This is a genomic window from Gemmatimonadaceae bacterium, assembly GCA_036273715.1.
Lineage (GTDB): Bacteria > Gemmatimonadota > Gemmatimonadetes > Gemmatimonadales > Gemmatimonadaceae > JADGGM01.
The window spans coordinates 44,181-62,979 of the sequence record DASUHB010000073.1; the positions used below are offsets into that span (position 1 = coordinate 44,181).

The following is an 18,799-nucleotide window of genomic DNA, read 5'->3' on the forward strand; positions in this document are numbered from 1 at the left end:
CGAGCGCGAGAGGAACGCGGCCGGGCGGCCGGAGTGGCCGAGCCGGCGCCGGCGCGTGCGGCATCGCGCGCGGGCCGCGTCCGTTAGGGAGGGAGTAACGTTAGGCGGCTGCGCCCGCCGCCGCAAGGCCGGCCGCGCCACCCGGTGCCGGCCAAGCGGCACGAACTGCCGGCGCGCCTACTCCGACCGCAGCGTGATCGAGGGATCCACCCGCGCCGCGCGGGACGCCGGAATCCAACAGGCCAGCGCCGACACGACGGCGAGCAGCACCACGACGCCCGCGTAGGTCACGGGATCGAGGCGCGACACGCCGAACAACAGCGTCACCAGCGCCCGGCTCGCCGCCACCGCGCCCGCCAGGCCGATCGCGACGCCCACCACCGTCAAGCCCATGCCCTCGCGCACGACGAGCGCTAGAATCTGCGACTGCGTCGCGCCTAACGCAGAGCGCACGCCGATTTCCCGCGTGCGCTCGGCCACGCTGCCCGAGAGCACGCCGTACAGACCGATCGCCGCCAACGCCAAGGCCGCCGCCGCGAAAATCTCGAAGACGATGAGGACGAACCGCCGCTCGGCCGCCGACTGCCGCACCAGCGCCGCCATCGTCGCCACCCGCGTGACCGGCTGGTCGCGATCCACCGACCAGATGGCCCGCTTGACTAACGGAATCAGCGACACCGGCTGGACGCGCGCGCGCACGACCAGCGTTTGTACGTTGTCTACCCAGTCCCACTGCCCGGACGCGACGTAGAACTGATCCTCTTGGGCCACGGCCAGCGACGTCTGCTTCACGTCGCCCACCACGCCCACGACGTAGTCCCACGGCCGCTTCGCATCGCCGAGCTCCGGACCGACACGCACGCGCTGGCCGATCGGATTCTGACCCGGGAACCGCCGCTTCGCGAACGACTCGTTGATCACGAGCGCTTCCGGCGCCCCGGGCAGGTCGTGCGCGTCGACGAGACGGCCCGCGCGCAGCGGAATGCCCATCGTCTTGAAGTAGTCCGGCGTGACGGCGTAGCGGAGCGCCGATCCCTCGTCGCCGCTCTTCACGGCGTCGTTCTCGAACGCAATGCCGTAGGCGTCGACATCGCCGCTCAACGGCAGTTGACTCGTGAACGCCGCCGACGCTACGCCGGGCACCGCGCGCACCGCGTCGAGCGCCTGCGCGAAGAACTCGAGCCGCGCGCTGTCCGACGCGTAGCGGTGACCGGCCGCATCGATCTGCATCGTGAGCACGTTGGTCGCGTCGAAGCCCGGCGCAACCGCGAACAGCTGCGCAAGACTGCGCAGCAACAGCCCCGCGCCCACGAGCAGCACGAGCGCGAGCGCCACTTCGGCGACCACGAGCACGCGGCGGCTGGCAGCGTGTCCCCCGGCAACGCGCGAGGATGCGCGCGCGAGCCCGGGGCCGGCGGCGTTCCTGGACGCGCGCAGCGCCGGTGCAATGCCGACGGCGATGCCGATGATTGCCGTCACAAGGAGCGCGAAGGCGAACGCGCGGCCGTCGAGTCCGATGGCGCCAGCGCGCGGCACTCCCTCCGGCGTGAGCGCGATGAGCCCGCGCACCCCCGCCTCGGCCACGCCTAACGCAAGAACGCCGCCGCACGCGGCGAGCACCAGGCTCTCGGTCAGCAGCTGGCGCACGAGGCGGCCGCGGCCCGCGCCCAACGCGACGCGCATCGCGAACTCGTCCGCGCGCTGGGCCCCGCGCGCCAGCAGCAGGTTGGCCACGTTGACGCAGGCGATGGCCAGCAGCAGCACCACCGCCCCCAGCACCGCGAGCAGCGCCGGCCTCACGCCGCTCGTCACATCGTACTGGAGCGCGTGCACCATCAGGCCGTCGTTGAGCGATGCCCAGGCCGGCCGTGGGAAGTCCGCTTGGGGCGAGTGGGCAATGGCATTCAGCTCGCGGCGCGCCTCGTCGAGGCTCACCCCCGGCTCGAGACGGCCGATCATCGCCTGATGGTGGCCCCACTCGCGGCTCTCGAAGGCGGCACGCGGCCGCATCTGCAGCGGCGTCCAGACGTCGGCGGCGGCTTCGAGCACGTTGTCGAAGCCCGCCGGCATCACGCCGATCACGGTGAACGGATTGCCATCGAGGTCGATGACGCGGCCGACGACATTGCGATCGCCGCCGAACCGCCGCGCGACCAGACGCGCGCTCAGGATGGCGACGCGGGGCCCGCCCGGCCGGTCGTCGGCGTCGGCGAAGTTGCGGCCGAGCGCCGGCGAGATGCCCAACACGCGAAAATAACTCGCGCTCACCTGCTGCCCCGCGAGACGCTCGGGCTCGCCGTCGCCCGACAGGGCCGGCTGCCACGCGTCGATCGCGGCGAGCGCTTGAAATACGCGGCTGCGTTGGGCAATCTCGACGTAGGTCCCGTACGTGGTCGCGAGGCGGGATCCGTCGGCGCGCACGTCCGAGATCATCACCACACGATCCGCGTGCGGGTAGGCGAGCGGCTCGAACAGAATCGGGTTCACCGCGCCGAAGATGGCGGTGGCGGCGCCGATGCCTAACGCAAGCGTGAGCACGGCCACCACCGCGAAGCCGGGGTGGGTGCGCAGGCGTCGCACCGCGACCCTGAGATCGCCGGCCGTGGACGCGGCGATGTTCTCCCAACCAGAATCCCGCACCTGCTCCCGCACGACCACCGGATTCCCGATCTCGATCGCCGCCGCGCGCCGAGCCGCCGCCTCCGTGAGACCGCGCCCGATGTGCGCCGCGGTGGCCTGATCGAGATAATGCGCGACCTCGTCGTCCACATCGCGATCCGAGGCGCCCCGGTGCACGAGCACGCGCAACCCCCGCGCTACCTGCCGCCAGAGCGACACGCGTTAGGCCTCGGCTTTGAGCAGCCGCGCGATAGCCGTCGCGCGCTGGTTCCACGTGGACGTTTCCACCTCGAGCTGCTTGCGCCCTGCCCGCGTCAGCGCGTAGTACCGCGCCCGCCGCGCGTTCTCCGTCTGCCGCCACTCCGCGTCCAGCCACCCCGCCCGCTCGAGTCGCTGCAGCGCCGTGAGCAGCGAACCCGGGTTGATGCGGAACACGCCGCGCGAGATCTGCTCGATGCGCCGCGCGATGCCGAACCCGTGCATCGGCTCGAGGCTCAGTGTCTTGAGGATGAGCAGATCCAGCGTGCCCTGGATCACATCCGTATTGGGCTCGACCAACGCGCGCTCCGGGTGACGAGGCTGTACCCAGGATGCGCGCTCTCATCTTGATTGTCAAGGGTTGATCGCCAACAGGGCCAGCCACCCGGACGCCGGGGGTTGCAGGCGCCGCGTCTTCTGCGCCATGTTGTGCAACGGAGAACGTCTAACCGGACCGCGCCATGACGACCATCTTTGGCAGGCTGCGCCGCTTCGCCCCCGCCCTGCTCTGCCTCACGGGCTTCGCGTGCATGACCTAGCCCGTCACGCCGGTGAATGAATTGCGCCCCGGGAACAGCGTCCAGCTGACGCTCACCGATTCCGCGATTCCTGCCTTGGCTCCGCGCCTCGGCCCGGGCGTGTTCCGCGTCCAGGGCAAACTGCACGAGGTCGATTCGCTCGCCTTACTGCTTCAGGTGTCGAACACCACGTCCACACGGAACATCGATTACCATTTCGCGCCGAGCATGCAGTGGGGAGGCGGCGCGGTGTCGATTCCGCGCACCGGCGTCGCCGCCGCACGCCAGGGACACTTCTCGCTGCTGCGCACCGCGCTCGGCATCGCGTTCGTCGGTGGGGCGGCCGCGCTCACGGCAAGCCTCATGCACCACGCGCCGGCCCAAGCCACGCGGGCGACTTACCCGTGAGCGCGCGAGACGCCCCTCGACAACAGACATTGTGCTGAACGGCGGTGACGTGCGACATCGGATGTCTTCTCGCCCTCGCCGTCGCCTTCGGTAGTATCGCAGTACACACTCCAGTTGGCGGGCACCGTCGATGGTGCGCGCCCGGCTTCTGCGCGAAGTCGCGGCATCCGTTCGATCCGCCTTCCTAACGCGCGCCGGCGCCCAACCGAAAGGTCATCGCGCGAAAATCGATCGTGTACCCGCCGTACCGGGCGGCCATGGTCCCCGACAAGTTGCCGTAGTACGCGTCGAACGGCGTCTTTGCCTCCTCGCGCATCACGAAGACGCTGTCGAGGACAGCCTGGTGTCCACCAATCGCGAGCGGGAGCCGGGCGAGCTCGTATCCTGCGTACGTCTTGTCGCCGCCCGCGCCACCGATGTGCGTGTGGGTCGGATCGAGACCGCTGAGGAGCGTCGAGTACGCGCGGCAGAAACGCACCGTGAGCAGGGTCGCGTCGGCGCCGCTGTCGAAATGAAAGAGACGCGTCGAATCTCCCACTGTTGCCGACACGACGGGCGACAGATCGTCCAGGAACAGGTTCGATGAATCACTCGGCGCCTCGCCCGCCGCCGGATCGACGCGCAGACTGTCGGTGCCGATGGCGAGTCGGCCCAACGCCTCGAGCACCGGATAGCCGAGGATGGCGGTGATCTGGAACTTGATCTGCGGAATGTCGAGCATGCTGTCGGGCATCACGAGCACGACGACGTTCTCGACGCGCGCGGCGCCGATGCGCAACTCCGGAATCACCGCCACCCGAGACGGGACAGCGACCCCAGTGATGCCGCTCGTCGTCGATCCACTCGTGATCACGTGGAGGCGGAGCCGCCGCGCCACCGTTTCGGTGATGGTCGAGAGGTTCGCACCCGTGTCGAAAATCCATTTGGACGAATCGCGCCCGACGTGGACCGTGACGTCGCGCAGTCCGATGGCGTTAGGCGTGAGCGGGATGGCAAACGGAGACGACACCGCCGTGCGCTGCCTGGGCGCGTCGCGCAGCGCGCGCCGCAGCAGCAGCTCGCTGCGCAGGTCGGTGCGATCCGCCGGCGCCATCGTCGCGGCGCTCGCCCGATAGAGGCGCTCGAGTGCATTGGCGGCGTCGCCGTACCGATACGTCTTCATGTAATCATCGGCGAGCGTCTTCAATGCCACCCGGAAACGCGCCGAATCGGCGACAGGATCGAGACGCGGTACCAGCGGCTCGAGATCCCGGATCGACTGCGCGTTCTCGTTCTCCTTGTTGGCGATTACGCCGCGCACGTAATCGAGCGTCGGCGCCGGCGCGCCCGCGCGCGCGCTCGCAGCCGCCAACCACCGCGCGAGCGCGATGTACCGGTGCTCGGCGAGCAGCCAGTCCGGCCTGGCGGGCGCATCGAGCGCCGGCTCCGGGCGACTAACGGACGGCGGGTCGCAGATGGGAGCGGGGAGCGCACTCGGCCGGCGCGCGCCGAGGAGCGCAGCAAGCAGCGCGACGACCGCACCCACCGCCGACGCAGCACGTCGCCGACGCATCGTGACCATGCAACACCTCGGACTGAGAACGATTCGTCCTGCCTAACGGCGAGCCCTGGTCGGCCCGACGGACAAGACGGCAGGAGAAAAATCGGCCGGCGTCATCCCGCTGTCAACGCGCCCCGAGCACGCCGCCGGCGACAATGTCAGCGTTGCGTCAACGGGATCGAGCGCGCCGATGCGCGAGCGCCCATGCACGCGAGCCGAACGCTGCTCCTCTTGACATTCGGGAGAAGAGAGCCCACGTTCTCCCGACACCCGGGAGAAGACGCCACCATGTCGTTTCACGACAGCGCCCGTTCGCGCATGGTTCGCACCGAGTCCGCCGAGCAGGTGCTGCAGGGCACGCTCGACCTGCTGATCCTGAAGACGCTGTCGCTCGAGCCGATGCACGGCTGGGGTCTCGCGCACCGAATTCAGGAGCTGTCGCGCGATCTCCTCCAGGTTGGGCAAGGCTCGATCTACCCGGCCGTCGTGCGCCTCGAACAGCGCGGCTGGGTATCCACGTCCTGGCGTACGACCGAGAACAATCGGCGGGCGAAGTACTACACGGTTACCGTTGCCGGCCGGCGCGCCATGGGGCAGGAGCTCGCAAGCTGGAAGCGATTCGTCGCCGCAGTCACGCTCGTCGTGGAGGCTACGTGAGGGTCACGGTGTGGGACCGCATGAAGATGTTCCTGACTCGTGGGCGCGAGTCGCTGCACCGCCACCGGATCATGATGGATCTCGATGACGAGCTGCGCACGCATCTCGAGATGGAAACGGCCTACAACATGACCCGCGGCATGCCGCCCGCAGACGCGGCCCGCGCGGCCAGGATCGCGATCGGCGGCGTGGAGACCGTGCGTGAGCAGGTGGGCGATGCCCGCGGGTTCAGCATCATCGACAATCTCGTGCGGGACATCCGCTTTGCGTTTCGCCAACTTCGCCGGACGCCGGCGTTCACGGCGAGCATTGCCGCGACGCTCGCAATTGGCATCGGCGGGACCACCGCCATATTCGCGGTGCTGGACTCGGTCGTTCTCCGTCCTCTGCCCTATCCGAATGCTAACCGTCTGGTAGGCGTCTGGTGGTCCCTGCCCGGCATGGGCTTCCCGCTGGCGCCGCAGTCCGTGAGCACGTACTTCGCCATCAAGCGTCTTGCGACGTCCTTCGATGGCATCGGCGTGGTCGATCGGACGGCGGTGAACGTGGTCACGCGCGCCGGCGACGAACACGCCGAGCGTCTCAACGGCGCCGCGGCCAGCGCGAACCTCTTTTCGCTGCTGGGCCCCCGGTTCATCGCCGGGCGCCCGTACACGGCCGCCGAGGACGTGCCTAACGCAACACCCGTGGTGGTCATCAGCGAAGGCTTCTGGCGACGGCATTACGGCGGCGACCGCACCGTCATCGGCAAGCAGCTGATCGTCGATGGACAATCGCGCACCATCGTCGGGGTCACTGCCTCCGGGTTCCATTTTCCCGACGAGGGGACGCAGCTCTGGACGCCGATCGAGCTGGATTCCGCGACGGCGTACGGCGGTCCGTTCGCGCACCAGGCATTCGCGCGCCTGCGTCCGGGCGTCACGATCGATGACGCTCGGCGCGAAATCGCGCGGTTGATGCCGCGCATGGGCGAGCTCTATCCCGACATCGCGCCGTCGATGGCGTTGGCCGAGTTTCTGCGGCAGGCCCACGCGGGCGTCGTCGTGCACCCGATGCGGGACGACGTGGTCGGCGGATTCGGCACCGTCGCGATCATCGCGGCGGCGGCCGGTGTGCTGCTGTTCGCGATTGCCCTTGCGAATGCGGCGAGCCTGCTGCTCACGCGCGCCGAAGGCCGGCAGCGCGAGCTGGCGCTGCGGGTGGTGTTGGGCGCCGGCACTCGGCGCGTGCTGGCGCAGTTCGTGGCCGAGTCGCTGCTGTTAGGCGCGTTGGGCGGCGTGGCCGGTGTGGCCATCGCGCGCATCGGCATCCGCGCGCTCGTGGATGCCGCGCCGCAGGGCATTCCGCGGTTGTCGGAAATTGCTTTGCATCCGGCGGTCATCGGATTCGCCGTCGGCATCACCATCGCCATGGCCTTCGCCTGCAGCTCGATCGCGTGGCTGCGCCTCGACGTGCGGAACCTGGGCAACCGTCTGCGCGATGGATCGCGCGGCGGGACGACGGGACGCGATCGCCAGCGCGCGCGCCGCACGTTAGTCGTGACGCAAGTCGCGTTCGCAACGCTGCTCGTGACGGGCGCCGCGTTTCTCCTGCAGAACGCATATCGCCTGCGGCGCGCGGATCCCGGCTTCGATGCCAGTCACACGCTCACCGCGTGGATCTCGCTGCCGCTCGTGGCGTATCCACACGACAGCGACGCGGTGCGCTATGCGCAGCGGCTCGTGACGCGGGTTCGCAAGCTGCCGGGCGTCAGCGCCGCCGGCGTGAGCTCCAAACTTCCGATGTTCCAGTTAGGCTCGACGTACACCCCCGTGTGGAGCGACGCGGATCCGGGAACGTCGACGACGCTGCCCCCCTCCGATCTCGCGCTCACGGCCGGCGACGGATTCTTCCCGGCGCTCGGCATCCCGATCGTTGCCGGTCGGGATTTCTATCCCGGCGGCAGGCAGTCGCCGTACGAGGCGATCATCGACCGCTCGCTCGCCCATCGCTACTGGGGCGACTCGACGGGTGCGCGCGCCATCGGGCGCCGCATCCGCCTTACGCAAGATCCGAGGAGCGATTCGTGGTACACGGTCGTCGGCGTCGTCGGGTCGGTGGCCGACACGTCGCTCGCCGGCCCTCGCGTCGGCGTCGTCTATCTGCCCAACGTCGTCTCGCCGGACACCAACCGCTCGGTGGTGATGCGCGTGCTGGCGCTCGCCGTCAAATCATCCGGCGATCCGCACGCGATGCGTACCCTCGTCGAGCGCGCGATCACGGATGTCGATGGGTCCGTGCCGCCGTTCCGCGTGAAGCCGATGACGGACGTGCTGCGCGAGTCGACGGCGCGACTCTGGTTCATGGTCACCATTCTCGCCACGACGGGAACCATTGCCCTGCTGCTCGCGGCGATCGGGCTGTACGGCGTGCTCTCGTATCTCGTCAACGCGAGGGCGAAAGAGATGAGCATTCGCATGGCGATGGGTGCGCTGCCATCGACGGTGGCCGCGTTCGTGACGCGGCAGGGCATGGCGATGGCGGGCATTGGCGTGGTGATCGGCGCCGCGGCGTTTCTCGTGCTGGCGCGCGACATCGAGTCCATGCAGTCCGGCCTCACGGGCCCCGCGGTGGCGACGATCGTCGCCGCGCCGATCGCGCTGATCTGCATCACGACCTGTGCGAGCTGGGTGCCCGCGCGCCGAGCCGCGCACGCGGACCCCGCCCGTGCCCTGTCCGCCGACTGACGGCAGCAGCTACTTTCCGGTCGAGTCGTTAGGCAAGCGGTACACGACCTTCCCGCTGTCGTCCAGGAACTCGAGGGACGCGTTGTTCGCGCTGTCCACCGCCAGCTTGACGCGCGCCTTCCCCTTCTTGTCCATGAGCAGCACCGCGGCGTCATCGTTCTTCGTCCGCCCAACGAACACGCGCTGCGTGAAGTGGCCGAACGCCTTGTCGTACTTCTGCTGGAACGACTTGAACGCCGCGCGCTGGGCCGCGGTGTCCTTCATGGCCTGAATGTCGTTGAGCGCGCGCGCCATGTCGCCGGTGAGCGGTTCGTTCGGCTGATCCCACACCAGCAGACCGGATTGTTTCGTCGTCCCATGCTGCTCGTAGTCGAGGCCCACGGCTTCCTGCTGGCGGAAGTGGTCGAAGCGAATGGTGCTGCTCGCCTCGGGCACGCCGTTCACCATGTGCGTCTCGTACGTAAGGCCGCCGTTCTCGTCGCCATCGTCGTTGAAGAAGAGCAGTCCTGCCCCGCGGTGTCCGTTGCGATACTTGAGCTCGACGCCGCCGATGGTGCCGCCGGGAAATTCGTCGGTGTTGGAAATGGCGAGGCGGATCGTGCCGTTGGTCTCGCGGATGTTGATGCGGTGCGCGTTGATCTGGTCGAAGTCCACGGTTTTCGGCGAGCGGAACGCGGTGAAGAGCAGCACGGCGAACAAGAGCGACGAGAGGATGGCGTACGCCTTCAGGATGCGCACTTCCTTGCGGAGTTTCTCATCCATGGTGGATCTCCCTCGGTGCGGTCGGCGGCAAAGGCGCGTGCGCGACGGCGGATGGCAGGTTGTCCGGACCGCTGGGGCCGGCCGGCGAAATGTCCGGACAAATATACGGCGGGTGCGCTATAATAATAGTAGGAACAGCTGTGCCCGCTTTTCGCCGCCCCCACTCATCTGACCGTCGTCTCATCGCAGGAGCCATCAGACGCCATGACCCGCCGCCCCGAGCGCTACCGAAACGCGATCGTCCCGCACATCTACATCGATGGCGCCGACCGGGCCATCGCCTTCTACGTGCGCGCGTTCGGCGCCGTCGAGCTCTTCCGCATCGCCGCGCCTAACGGCAAGATCGTTCACGCCGAGCTCGACATCGCGGGATCGGTGATCATGCTCGGCGATCCGGATCATCGGCTGTACGAGGAACCTCGGACGCTTGGCGCATGTACCGCGGGCCTGCACATCATGACTGATGACGACGCCGCGCTGATCGAGCGCGCGGTGCGCGCCGGCTGCGAGCTGATTCAGCCGCCGACGCCCATGTTCTACGGCGCGCGCTCGGCGAGTGTGCGCGATCCGTTCGGGCACGTGTGGGTGGTGCTCGCCTGGATCGAGGATCTCTCGCCGCAAGAGGTGCAGGCAAGGGCCGCGAGAACGGATTGAATGGATTACGGCCAACGAGTCTTTGTTCTTTGTCTCCGCACTTTGACACCCGCACGTCCATCGCATATGTTGTTGCCATGCACGCTCACCGCGTCACCCACCATCACGCGCTTCACCACCACGGCCCGACGGGTCGCGGCGGAGCGCGCATGCGGATGACTCGGTAAGCATCCACCATTCACGCTCCGCTCGAGGCCCGTCCACTTCTGGACGGGCCTTTTCTGTTTGCCCAACGACCGTGCTACGAATCGCCCTGCCCAACAAAGGCCGACTGGCCGACGACGCCCGCGAGCTGTTCCGCGACGCCGGCGTCGACGTGCGCGCGCGCGATGAACGCGCACTCACCTCCACCCTCGGCGACCTGTTCGAGGCCATCTTCGTCCGCGCCCAGGACATTCCCGAGTTCGTCGCCGATGGCGCCGCGGATGCCGGCGTCACCGGAGCCGACCTCATCGCCGAGTCCGATCGCGCTCTGAACACGCTCGCCGATCTCGAGTTCGGTCGCTGCCGCCTCGTCGTGGCGGCCACCGACGCCAGCGACATTCGCGCGGTCGAAGCGATTCCGCACGGAGCGCGTGTCGCGACCAGCTTCCCGCGTGTCGCCGCGCGCTTCTTCGCGGCCGCGCGCCGCACGGTGGAAATCGTACCGGTGTCCGGCGCATCCGAGATCGCGCCCCACATTGGCATCGCGGACGTGATCGTCGATCTCGTTGCCACCGGCTCCACGCTGCGCGTGAACGGACTGCACGAAGTCGCCACGATTCTCGAATCGTCGGCGCGCATGGTGACGGCGAGCGCCCCGCGACGCCCGGACTGCGGGCGCGTGCTCGACGACCTCGTCGGCGCCCTCGAGTCCGTGCTGCGGGCGCGCGGCCAGCGCTACCTCATGGCCAACGTGCCGCGCGCCCGCCTAACGCAAGTCAAGCGCGTGCTCCCGGGGCTCAACGGCCCAACGGTGGTCGACATCATGAACAGCGGCGAACACGTCGCGGTGCACGCCGTTGTGCCGGCGTCGGGCGTCTACCGCATCGTCGCCGAGCTCAAGGCCCTGGACGCCGAGGGCATTCTCGTCACGCGCATCGAGAGGCTCATGCCATGAGTGTCGCCGTCGCGGTCCCCACGCGGTACACCGGACGCGTTCGCGATCTCACGCCGGCCGTGTACCGATGGTTGTGCGATCGCTCCACGTCCAGCGATCCCGGCGTCCGCGCGAGCGTGGCATCGCTGATCGCCGACGTGCGCGCCCGGGGTGACACGGCGCTGCGCGAGCTCGCCCAACGCTACGATGGCGTGTCGCTCGAGTCGCTCGAGGTGCCGCGAACGCAGTGGAACCGGGCGCTGGATGCGCTGGACGCGGGGCTGCGCCGCGCCATCCACCGTGCGGCGCGCAACATCTTCCATGCGCACGATGCCATGCGCCCGCAGACGTTCCTCTGCGAGACGGAGCCCGGCATCGTCGTTGGGCGAAGGCCGGACCCGCTCGCGCGAGTCGGCGTCTACGCGCCGGGCGGCGACGCCGCCTACCCGAGCAGCGTCCTCATGGGTGCCATACCGGCGCGCGCCGCCGGCGTCGGCGAGGTGGTGTTGTGTTCGCCGCCTCGCGGGTGCGAGCCCTCACCACTCGTCCTGGCGGCCGCGGCGATCGCGAACGTCGATCGGGTGTTCGCCGTCGGCGGCGCCGGCGCCATCGCGGCAATGGCGTATGGCACGGACACCATTCCGCCCGTGGATCGCATCGTTGGGCCCGGCAACGCATACGTCGCCGAAGCGAAGCTCCAGGTGACGGGAGCGGTCGCGATCGACTCGCCGGCGGGGCCGAGCGAGTTGCTCGTGATCGCCGACGAGTCGTGCGACCCTCGGCACGTCGCGCTGGAGATGCTGGCGCAGGCCGAGCACGATGCGCGCGCGTGCGTCGTCGCCGTCGTGATCGGCGACGGCACGGCGCGGAGCCTAACGGCCGCCATCGGCGCCGCGCTCGCCGCCCAACCGCGGCGCGATGTGATCGCCCGGGCGTTCGCGAACAACGGCGGCGTGCTCGTGGCCGAGTCGCTTGGCGAGGCGATCGCCTTTGCCGCCGACTACGCGCCCGAGCACTTGCTGCTCGCCGTCGCGGACGCCGACAGCGCACTCGACCGGGTCCGCAACGCCGGCACCGTGTTCGTCGGCGCCACGGCGTCCGTGGCGTTCGGCGACTACATGACGGGCGCCAATCACGTCCTGCCGACAGGCGGTCTTGCCCGGTCCTACTCCGGCCTGTCGCCGCTCGACTTCGTCCGTTGGACGACGTATCAGCGCGTCAGCGCGCGCGCCGCCGCGGCGCTCGCGCCGGACGTGGCGGCGTTCGCGGTAGGCGAAGGCCTGCCGGGACACGCGATCGCCGCCCGGTCCGCCGGAGGCCTAACGTGACCCCGCCGCCGCTGCGCACGCGCACGAGCTACGCGGACCTCGCGCTCTACACGCCCGATCGCCGCCCGTGTGCCATCGACCTGAGCGACAATACCAACCTGTGGGGCATGCCGCCAGCCGCGGAGCGCGCGATTCGCGACGCTGCCTCGTCGACCGTGACCCGATATCCGGAGGTCTATGCGCAGTCGCTCAAGTGCGCGCTCGCCGGCTACGCCGGCGTGGAGCCTGCGTCGATCGTGACCGGCTGCGGCTCGGACGATGTGCTCGATTCCGCGATCCGAGCCTTCGCCGAACCCGGCGACCGCATCGCGATTCCGGATCCGTCATTCGCCATGATGCCGGCGTTCGCGCGCATGAACGCGCTGGCGCCGGTGCTCGTGCCCCTGACCGGCGACTACGACGTCGACGCGGACGCCATGACCGCAACCAATGCGGCCATCGTCTACCTGTGTTCGCCTAACAATCCCACCGGCACGGCGCTCTCGCGCTCGGCGATCGAGCGCATCGCGGCGCGCGCACGCGGCGTCGTGATCATCGACGAAGCCTACGCCGAGTTCGCGGGCTGCAGCATGGTCGACCTGGCGATGGGCAGCGGTCGTGTCCTCATCGTACGGACGATGTCGAAGGCGTTCGGGCTCGCCGGGCTCCGCATCGGGTACGCGATCGGCCATCCCGGGCTCGTCGCCGAAGTGGAGAAGTCCCGCGGTCCATACAAGACGAACGCGCTCGCCGAGCGGGCGGCGCTGGCTGTGTTAGGCACGGACCTCGACTGGGTCCAGACCCGCGTCCACGCGGCCATCGAAATGCGCGGCGCGCTCGTTCGTGCGTTGCAAGACCTCGGGCGCAGCCCCCTGCCCTCGCACGCCAACTTCGTGCTCGTGCCGGTCGCGCACGCGGCCTCCGTCGCCGCCGCGCTCCGCGCGCGAGGGATTGCCGTGCGTCCCTTCGAGGGGCTCCGCGCACCGGCCGGCAGCGCCCTCGCGTCGACCGGCGGATGCGCGCTGCGCATGACCGTCGGCCCGTGGCCGATGCTCGACCAGGCGTTAGGCGCACTGCGCGAGGTCTTGCCGTGATGCGCGTGACGATCTTCGACTACGGCGCCGGCAACCTGCACTCGCTGGCCAAGGCGCTCGCCGGCGACGGCGTGTCGGTGGCGATCGACGGAGACCCCCTGATCGCGCTGCGCACCGACGTGCTCGTCCTGCCGGGCGTCGGCAACTTTCGCCAGGCGGCCGCGCGCCTAACGCCGGCGCGCGCCGCGATGCGCGACGCCATCCGCGCCGGACTGCCCACCCTCGGCGTCTGCCTCGGCATGCAGCTCCTCTTCGACGCGAGCACCGAAGGCCCGGGACGCGGCCTCGGCGTCATCGCTGGACGCGTGTCGCGTCTCGCGGCGTTCCGCGTGCCGCACATCGGCTGGAACACCGTGGACGATGCACGCGATCCGCTGTTCCGCGCCGCGCCGCTGCGCACGGCGTACTTCGCCAACGGCTATGCGTGCCGCCCCGAAGATGACACGCTCGTCACCGCGTGGACGACACACGACCGCGACCGGTTCCCTGCCGTCGTCCGCGCCGGCCGCACCGTCGGCGTGCAGTTCCATCCGGAAAAGAGCTCGCTCGCCGGTGTCCAGTTCGTGCACGCCTTTCTCGCCGGATTGTCCGCATGATCGCCATTCCGGCCATCGATGTCCGCGATGGCGCGTGCGTGCAGCTGGTGGGCGGCTCGTTCGACGACGAGCGCGTGCGCCTTCCCGATCCGTGCGCGGTCATGCGCCGATGGGTCGACGCCGGATTTCGCCGCGTGCACGTGGTCGACCTCGACGCCGCGTTAGGCACCGGCGGGAACGCGATGCCGGTGCAGGCGCTGCTGGCCGACGGGCGCGCGCGCGTCCAGGTTGGCGGCGGGATACGAACCGCCGAGCGCGCCGACCAGCTGTTGGCAGCGGGCGCCGCTCACGTCGTGGTAGCGACGCGCGCCATCGATGATCCGCAATGGCTCGGCGAGCTCGCCGGCCGGCATCCGTACCGTCTCATTGTCGCACTGGATGTGCGCGACCGCACGGTCGTCACGCACGGCTGGGCCCGGCGCTCGAGGCTCCAGGTCGGCGATGCCATCGCCGCGCTCGACGGGCTCGCGTTAGGCGGCGTGCTCGTGACCGCGGTGCACGCGGAAGGCCGGCTCGACGGCCCCGATGTGCCGCTCGTCGAACACGTCGCCTCGCGGACGCCGCATCCGCTGATCGCCGCAGGCGGTATCGCGACGATGGGCGACCTCCGCTCGCTCGCGTCAGCCGGCGCCGCCGCCGCAGTGATCGGCATGGCGCTTTACACCGGTGCGCTCGATCCGCGCGCCGTCCAGGAGGAGTTTCACGAATGACCACAGCACGACGCCGGACGCGCGAGACCACCGTGCGGGTCGAGATCTCGACGGACGACTTATCCGTCGACATCGCGACGACGATTCCGTTTCTCGACCACATGCTCGTGACCCTCGCCCGCTACGCCGCGCTCGGCGTGTGTGTCAGCGCCGAGGGCGATCTGCCCCACCACGTGAGCGAAGACGTCGCGATCACGCTTGGCGCCGCCGTTGCCGCTCGCCGCTCGGAAACGGCCGCGCGCTTCGGCGACCGCACCGTGGCGATGGATGATGCGCTCGTGCAATGCGTGCTCGATGCCGGCGGCCGGTCGTACTACGAGGGCCCATTGCCGAGCGTCCGCTACGATCACTGGATGCGGTCCTTCGCCGAGCACGCGCGGATCACGCTGCACCTGCGCGTGCTCCGCGGACGCGACCGGCATCACATCGTCGAGGCAGCGTTCAAGGCACTCGGCCTCGCGATGCGCGACGCGATGGTCGAAACCGGCATGTCGTTAGGCACGAAAGGAGCAGTGGCGCTGGAGGTGGACGCATGACGCTGCGCAAACGCGTGATCGTATGCCTCGACGTCGCCGGCGGCAGCGTGGTGAAGGGCGTTCGGTTCGCCGGCTTGCGCGCGATGGGCGATCCGGTCGCGCTCGCATCCGAGTACGAAGCGGCGGGCGCGGATGAAATCGTGTTCCTGGATGTGTCCGCCGCTCTCGACGATCGCGAGACGCTCCTCGACTGCGTACGCCGCACGGCCGATGTCCTCTTCATTCCCCTGACAGTGGGCGGCGGCGTTCGTTCTGTCGACGACGCATCGCGGGCCTTACGCGCCGGCGCCGACAAAATCGCGGTGAACACCGCCGCCGTGGCGAGGCCCGCGCTCCTCACCGAGTTGAGCGCGCACTTGGGTGCGCAGTGCGTGGTGGCGAGCATCGATGCCCGGCGCACGCGCGATCACTGGGAAGTGTTCGTTCGAGGCGCCACGACGCCGACGGGGCGCGACGCGATCGCGTGGGCGCGAGAATGCGTCGAGCGCGGCGCCGGCGAAATCCTGCTCACGAGCATCGACCGCGACGGCACGCGCGCCGGATACGATCTCGCACTCACGCAGGCGGTCGCGGCGTCCGTGTCGGTTCCCGTGATCGCGTCCGGCGGCGCCGGCTCGGCGGAAGATGTGCGCCGTGTGCTAACGGACACGGGCGCCGATGCCGCGCTCGTGGCCGGCATCCTGCACGACGGCGGCACGACCGTCGATGCGATCAAGCTCGCGCTGGCCAACGGCAACGTTTGCGTTCGGGACGCCGTATGAGCGACGACCGGTCGCTGCTCCTGGAGGCGGTGAGCGATGTCGCGCGATCCGCCGGCGCCACCGCCTTGCGATACTTCAATTCGCGGCTTTCGATCGAGCGCAAGACCGACGGCTCACCGGTTACCGTTGCCGACCGGGCGGCCGAGCAGCAGGCGCGCGAGTGGATCATCGCGCGCTTCCCGGACGACGGCATCGTCGGCGAGGAGCTCGCTGCAGTTAGGCGGGAATCGCGGCGCCGATGGATCATCGATCCGATCGACGGCACCGGATCGTTCGTGCGCGGCGTGCCGCTCTGGGGAACGCTCGTGGCGGTGTGCGACGGCACGCGGGTGCTCGCCGGCGCGGCGTGCTTCCCCGCGCTCGGCGAGCTGGTCTCGGCCGCCGTCGGGCTCGGCGCGTGGTGGAACGGCGCGCGCTGCCGGGTGTCGGGCGTGCGCGCGATCGAGGACGCGACCGTCCTGACGACCGACCACCGCTTCGCGCGTACGCCGGAGCGCCTAACTGGCTGGCGGACGCTCGCGGCGCGCGCATCACTGGCGCGCGATTGGGGCGATTGCTACGGCTATTTCCTCGTCGCTACCGGACGCGCCGAAGTCATGATCGACGGCGTGCTCGCCGATTGGGATGCAGCGGCGCTCTTCCCGGTGATTCGCGAGGCCGGCGGCGTGTTCACGGATTGCGCCGGCCGCGAGACGCCATTCGGCTCGAGCGCGGTGGCCACGAACGCGGCGCTCGCACACGAGGCGCGCGCGCTGCTCGACGTTCCTGTTTCCGGTGAAGCACCATGACGCGTCCACTCGATCTCGATGCGCTCGATTTCGAGAAGGGCGGCGGACTGGTGACGGTCGTCGCGCAGGACGCATCGACCGGCGCCGTTTTGATGGTCGCGTTCGCCGATCGTGTCGCGCTCGAGCGCACGCTGGAGACGGGGGAGATGCACTATCACTCGCGGCGACGCGGGCTGTGGCACAAGGGGTTGGCGAGCGGCAGCGTGCAGCGCGTGGTGTCGCTGTCGGCCGATTGCGATGGCGATGCGGTGCTCGCGCGCGTGCATTCGACGGGGGCTGCGTGCCACACCGGTGACGCATCCTGTTTCGGCGGCGCGGCGGTCGATGCGGACGCGCTCGCTTCGCTGGATGCCGTGATTGCGTCACGCGCCGCGGACCGTTCGGGCCCGTCGCCAAGCTACACGCGCCGCCTTCTCACCGACCGCAACCTGCGCCTCAAGAAACTCGGCGAAGAGTGCGCCGAGCTGGTGGTTGCGTTAGGCGACGGCGACGCGGAGCGCGCGACGGCCGAGGCCGCCGACCTTGTGTATCACGCGCTCGTCGCATTGCGGGCGCTGGGCGTGGGCCTCGATGAGGTGCGTACGGTCCTGTCACGTCGCGAGCGTGAAGGCCGTGCGCCGTGAGCGGCGATTCGGATCGCTCATGGCGTTCTCCGGATCCCTCCCGCGTGCTGCGGCCCACCGGAAGCGGCCTAACGGTTGGGCAATGCTTGCTCTTGACGGTTCGTCCCGGCCATCGGCCGGGTCCGGCGACCCGTTGAAGGACCGGCAGCCGCGCAGCAGAGCTAACGGCCCTCCGAGGGACGTGCGTCGGAACGCCGTGAGGCACGCTCCGACGATCGAGAGTCGGCGTGTCGGCAGCCAGCTGGCGCGGAAACGCGTGCGCCGCCGACCCGAACCCGCCATTGCGTATTGACCAAATGACCAATGTGTGGTACTATTCATTGGTCGCTTGGCCAATCCGACTCCAGGCCTGTCCCGCGAGACGGAGCACTGCCGTCACGGCGATTGAAAATGCTCGTTCATGAGCACGCTCCCACTCGGAGGGTCTATGCGCACCAGCCAATACCTCACCCTCGCCGCCATGGCGCTCGCAGTGTGTGGCTGTAATCCGTTCCACCATCAGCATGCAGTGGAAGTCAGCAACGGCGACGTGAACCTCAACTCGCGTTGGCACGCGAACCTCGCCAGCCCGGCTGATCTCGCAGGCGCCGTGCAGATGAAAGGGTCGGCCACCATGGCGCCAAGCGCGGCCGGCGGTAAGACGACAATCACCTTGGACATCGCGAACGCGGCGCCCGGCGGCGTCCACCCGTGGGCCGTGCACCGCGGCCAATGCGGCGCCGATGATGGAGTGTTTGGTGCGGCGGAATCCTATCAGCCGGTGAAAATCGAGGGCGACGGCCATGGATCCGCGGTTGCTACGATCCCGGTCGAGACGCCAACCGCGGGCAATTTCTTTGTGAGCGTGCGTGCCTCGGCCGGCAACCGAGAGACCATCGTCGCCTGCGGAAATCTCGCACCGCCGACGCCCTAACGCAGCCGGACGGACTACGACCGGGCACGCAACACGCCCGGTCGGGTCTCGCCGCTTCGCGCACCGCGTCAGGAGTCGCGCGACAAGTTGACAAACAGGATCGCACGTCGAAGTAATGCAGGGTGTCGCAATGGTCACCAGATTGCGACAGGCCGCATCTAGAACTCACCGGCGCTTCTGGCGACGCCTCTGCAACCGGGAGTTTGCGATGGCGCATCGTTTGGTTACCATCCCTTCGTGGTCGCTCATCG

At 69.3% G+C, this 18,799-nt stretch carries 18 protein-coding genes; 14 read left to right on the top strand and 4 right to left on the bottom strand.

Going from position 1 to position 18,799, the window contains the following annotated elements:
• Nucleotides 1-177 precede the first annotated feature (177 nt).
• Nucleotides 178-2,838, bottom strand: coding sequence for an ABC transporter permease (locus VFW04_18240; GenBank protein HEX5181276.1), 2,661 nt, complete (start codon nucleotides 2,836-2,838; stop codon nucleotides 178-180).
• Between the two features lie 3 nt (nucleotides 2,839-2,841).
• Nucleotides 2,842-3,177 carry a PadR family transcriptional regulator gene (locus tag VFW04_18245; GenBank protein HEX5181277.1) on the bottom strand — a complete coding sequence of 112 codons (336 nt, stop codon included), beginning with the start codon at nucleotides 3,175-3,177 and terminating at the stop codon, nucleotides 2,842-2,844.
• Between the two features lie 251 nt (nucleotides 3,178-3,428).
• On the opposite strand from VFW04_18245, the gene VFW04_18250 reads away from it, so the two are divergent.
• Nucleotides 3,429-3,803 (top strand): hypothetical protein, encoded by a 375-nt coding sequence (locus VFW04_18250; GenBank protein HEX5181278.1) that lies wholly within the window; start codon nucleotides 3,429-3,431, stop codon nucleotides 3,801-3,803.
• A 184-nt stretch (nucleotides 3,804-3,987) separates the two neighbouring features.
• Here the strand turns inward: VFW04_18250 and VFW04_18255 are convergent, their stop codons facing one another.
• Nucleotides 3,988-5,364: a retropepsin-like aspartic protease gene (locus tag VFW04_18255; GenBank protein HEX5181279.1), complete on the bottom strand. Its 1,377-nt coding sequence runs from the start codon at nucleotides 5,362-5,364 to the stop codon at nucleotides 3,988-3,990.
• Nucleotides 5,365-5,661: 297 nt separating this feature from the next.
• Between VFW04_18255 and VFW04_18260 the strand changes: the two genes are divergently transcribed.
• Nucleotides 5,662-6,000, top strand: coding sequence for a PadR family transcriptional regulator (locus VFW04_18260; protein ID HEX5181280.1), 339 nt, complete (start codon nucleotides 5,662-5,664; stop codon nucleotides 5,998-6,000).
• Nucleotides 5,997-8,726: an ABC transporter permease gene (locus tag VFW04_18265; GenBank protein ID HEX5181281.1), complete on the top strand. Its 2,730-nt coding sequence runs from the start codon at nucleotides 5,997-5,999 to the stop codon at nucleotides 8,724-8,726. The genes VFW04_18260 and VFW04_18265 overlap by 4 nt, the downstream gene beginning before the upstream one ends.
• A gap of 9 nt (nucleotides 8,727-8,735) precedes the next feature.
• On the opposite strand, the gene VFW04_18270 is transcribed toward VFW04_18265, so the two are convergent.
• On the bottom strand, nucleotides 8,736-9,488 hold the full coding sequence (locus tag VFW04_18270; GenBank protein HEX5181282.1) for a hypothetical protein: 753 nt from the start codon (nucleotides 9,486-9,488) through the stop codon (nucleotides 8,736-8,738).
• Between the two features lie 204 nt (nucleotides 9,489-9,692).
• On the opposite strand from VFW04_18270, the gene VFW04_18275 reads away from it, so the two are divergent.
• From VFW04_18275 to VFW04_18325, 11 genes are all read left to right on the top strand, one after another.
• On the top strand, nucleotides 9,693-10,142 hold the full coding sequence (locus tag VFW04_18275) for a VOC family protein (GenBank protein ID HEX5181283.1): 450 nt from the start codon (nucleotides 9,693-9,695) through the stop codon (nucleotides 10,140-10,142).
• Between the two features lie 238 nt (nucleotides 10,143-10,380).
• The gene (gene hisG, locus VFW04_18280; protein ID HEX5181284.1) at nucleotides 10,381-11,241 is read left to right on the top strand and encodes an ATP phosphoribosyltransferase; all 861 of its coding nucleotides are present in this window, start codon (nucleotides 10,381-10,383) and stop codon (nucleotides 11,239-11,241) included.
• A complete protein-coding gene (gene hisD, locus VFW04_18285; GenBank protein HEX5181285.1) occupies nucleotides 11,238-12,548 on the top strand; it encodes a histidinol dehydrogenase in 1,311 nt (436 codons plus the stop codon). The genes hisG and hisD overlap by 4 nt, the downstream gene beginning before the upstream one ends.
• Nucleotides 12,545-13,621: a histidinol-phosphate transaminase gene (locus VFW04_18290; protein HEX5181286.1), complete on the top strand. Its 1,077-nt coding sequence runs from the start codon at nucleotides 12,545-12,547 to the stop codon at nucleotides 13,619-13,621. Before hisD ends, VFW04_18290 begins: the two co-directional genes overlap by 4 nt.
• Nucleotides 13,621-14,217: an imidazole glycerol phosphate synthase subunit HisH gene (gene hisH, locus VFW04_18295; protein HEX5181287.1), complete on the top strand. Its 597-nt coding sequence runs from the start codon at nucleotides 13,621-13,623 to the stop codon at nucleotides 14,215-14,217. The genes VFW04_18290 and hisH overlap by 1 nt, the downstream gene beginning before the upstream one ends.
• Nucleotides 14,214-14,927 (top strand): 1-(5-phosphoribosyl)-5-[(5-phosphoribosylamino)methylideneamino] imidazole-4-carboxamide isomerase, encoded by a 714-nt coding sequence (locus VFW04_18300; GenBank protein HEX5181288.1) that lies wholly within the window; start codon nucleotides 14,214-14,216, stop codon nucleotides 14,925-14,927. Before hisH ends, VFW04_18300 begins: the two co-directional genes overlap by 4 nt.
• Nucleotides 14,924-15,463, top strand: a complete 540-nt coding sequence (locus VFW04_18305; protein HEX5181289.1) for an imidazoleglycerol-phosphate dehydratase — start codon at nucleotides 14,924-14,926, stop codon at nucleotides 15,461-15,463. Before VFW04_18300 ends, VFW04_18305 begins: the two co-directional genes overlap by 4 nt.
• The gene (gene hisF / locus VFW04_18310; protein HEX5181290.1) at nucleotides 15,460-16,224 is read left to right on the top strand and encodes an imidazole glycerol phosphate synthase subunit HisF; all 765 of its coding nucleotides are present in this window, start codon (nucleotides 15,460-15,462) and stop codon (nucleotides 16,222-16,224) included. The genes VFW04_18305 and hisF overlap by 4 nt, the downstream gene beginning before the upstream one ends.
• Nucleotides 16,221-17,012 carry an inositol monophosphatase family protein gene (locus tag VFW04_18315; GenBank protein ID HEX5181291.1) on the top strand — a complete coding sequence of 264 codons (792 nt, stop codon included), beginning with the start codon at nucleotides 16,221-16,223 and terminating at the stop codon, nucleotides 17,010-17,012. The genes hisF and VFW04_18315 overlap by 4 nt, the downstream gene beginning before the upstream one ends.
• Nucleotides 17,009-17,635 (top strand): bifunctional phosphoribosyl-AMP cyclohydrolase/phosphoribosyl-ATP diphosphatase HisIE, encoded by a 627-nt coding sequence (gene hisIE, locus VFW04_18320; GenBank protein ID HEX5181292.1) that lies wholly within the window; start codon nucleotides 17,009-17,011, stop codon nucleotides 17,633-17,635. Before VFW04_18315 ends, hisIE begins: the two co-directional genes overlap by 4 nt.
• A gap of 427 nt (nucleotides 17,636-18,062) precedes the next feature.
• Entirely contained in the window at nucleotides 18,063-18,548 is a 486-nt protein-coding gene (locus VFW04_18325; protein ID HEX5181293.1) for a hypothetical protein, read from the top strand.
• Nucleotides 18,549-18,799 lie beyond the last annotated feature (251 nt).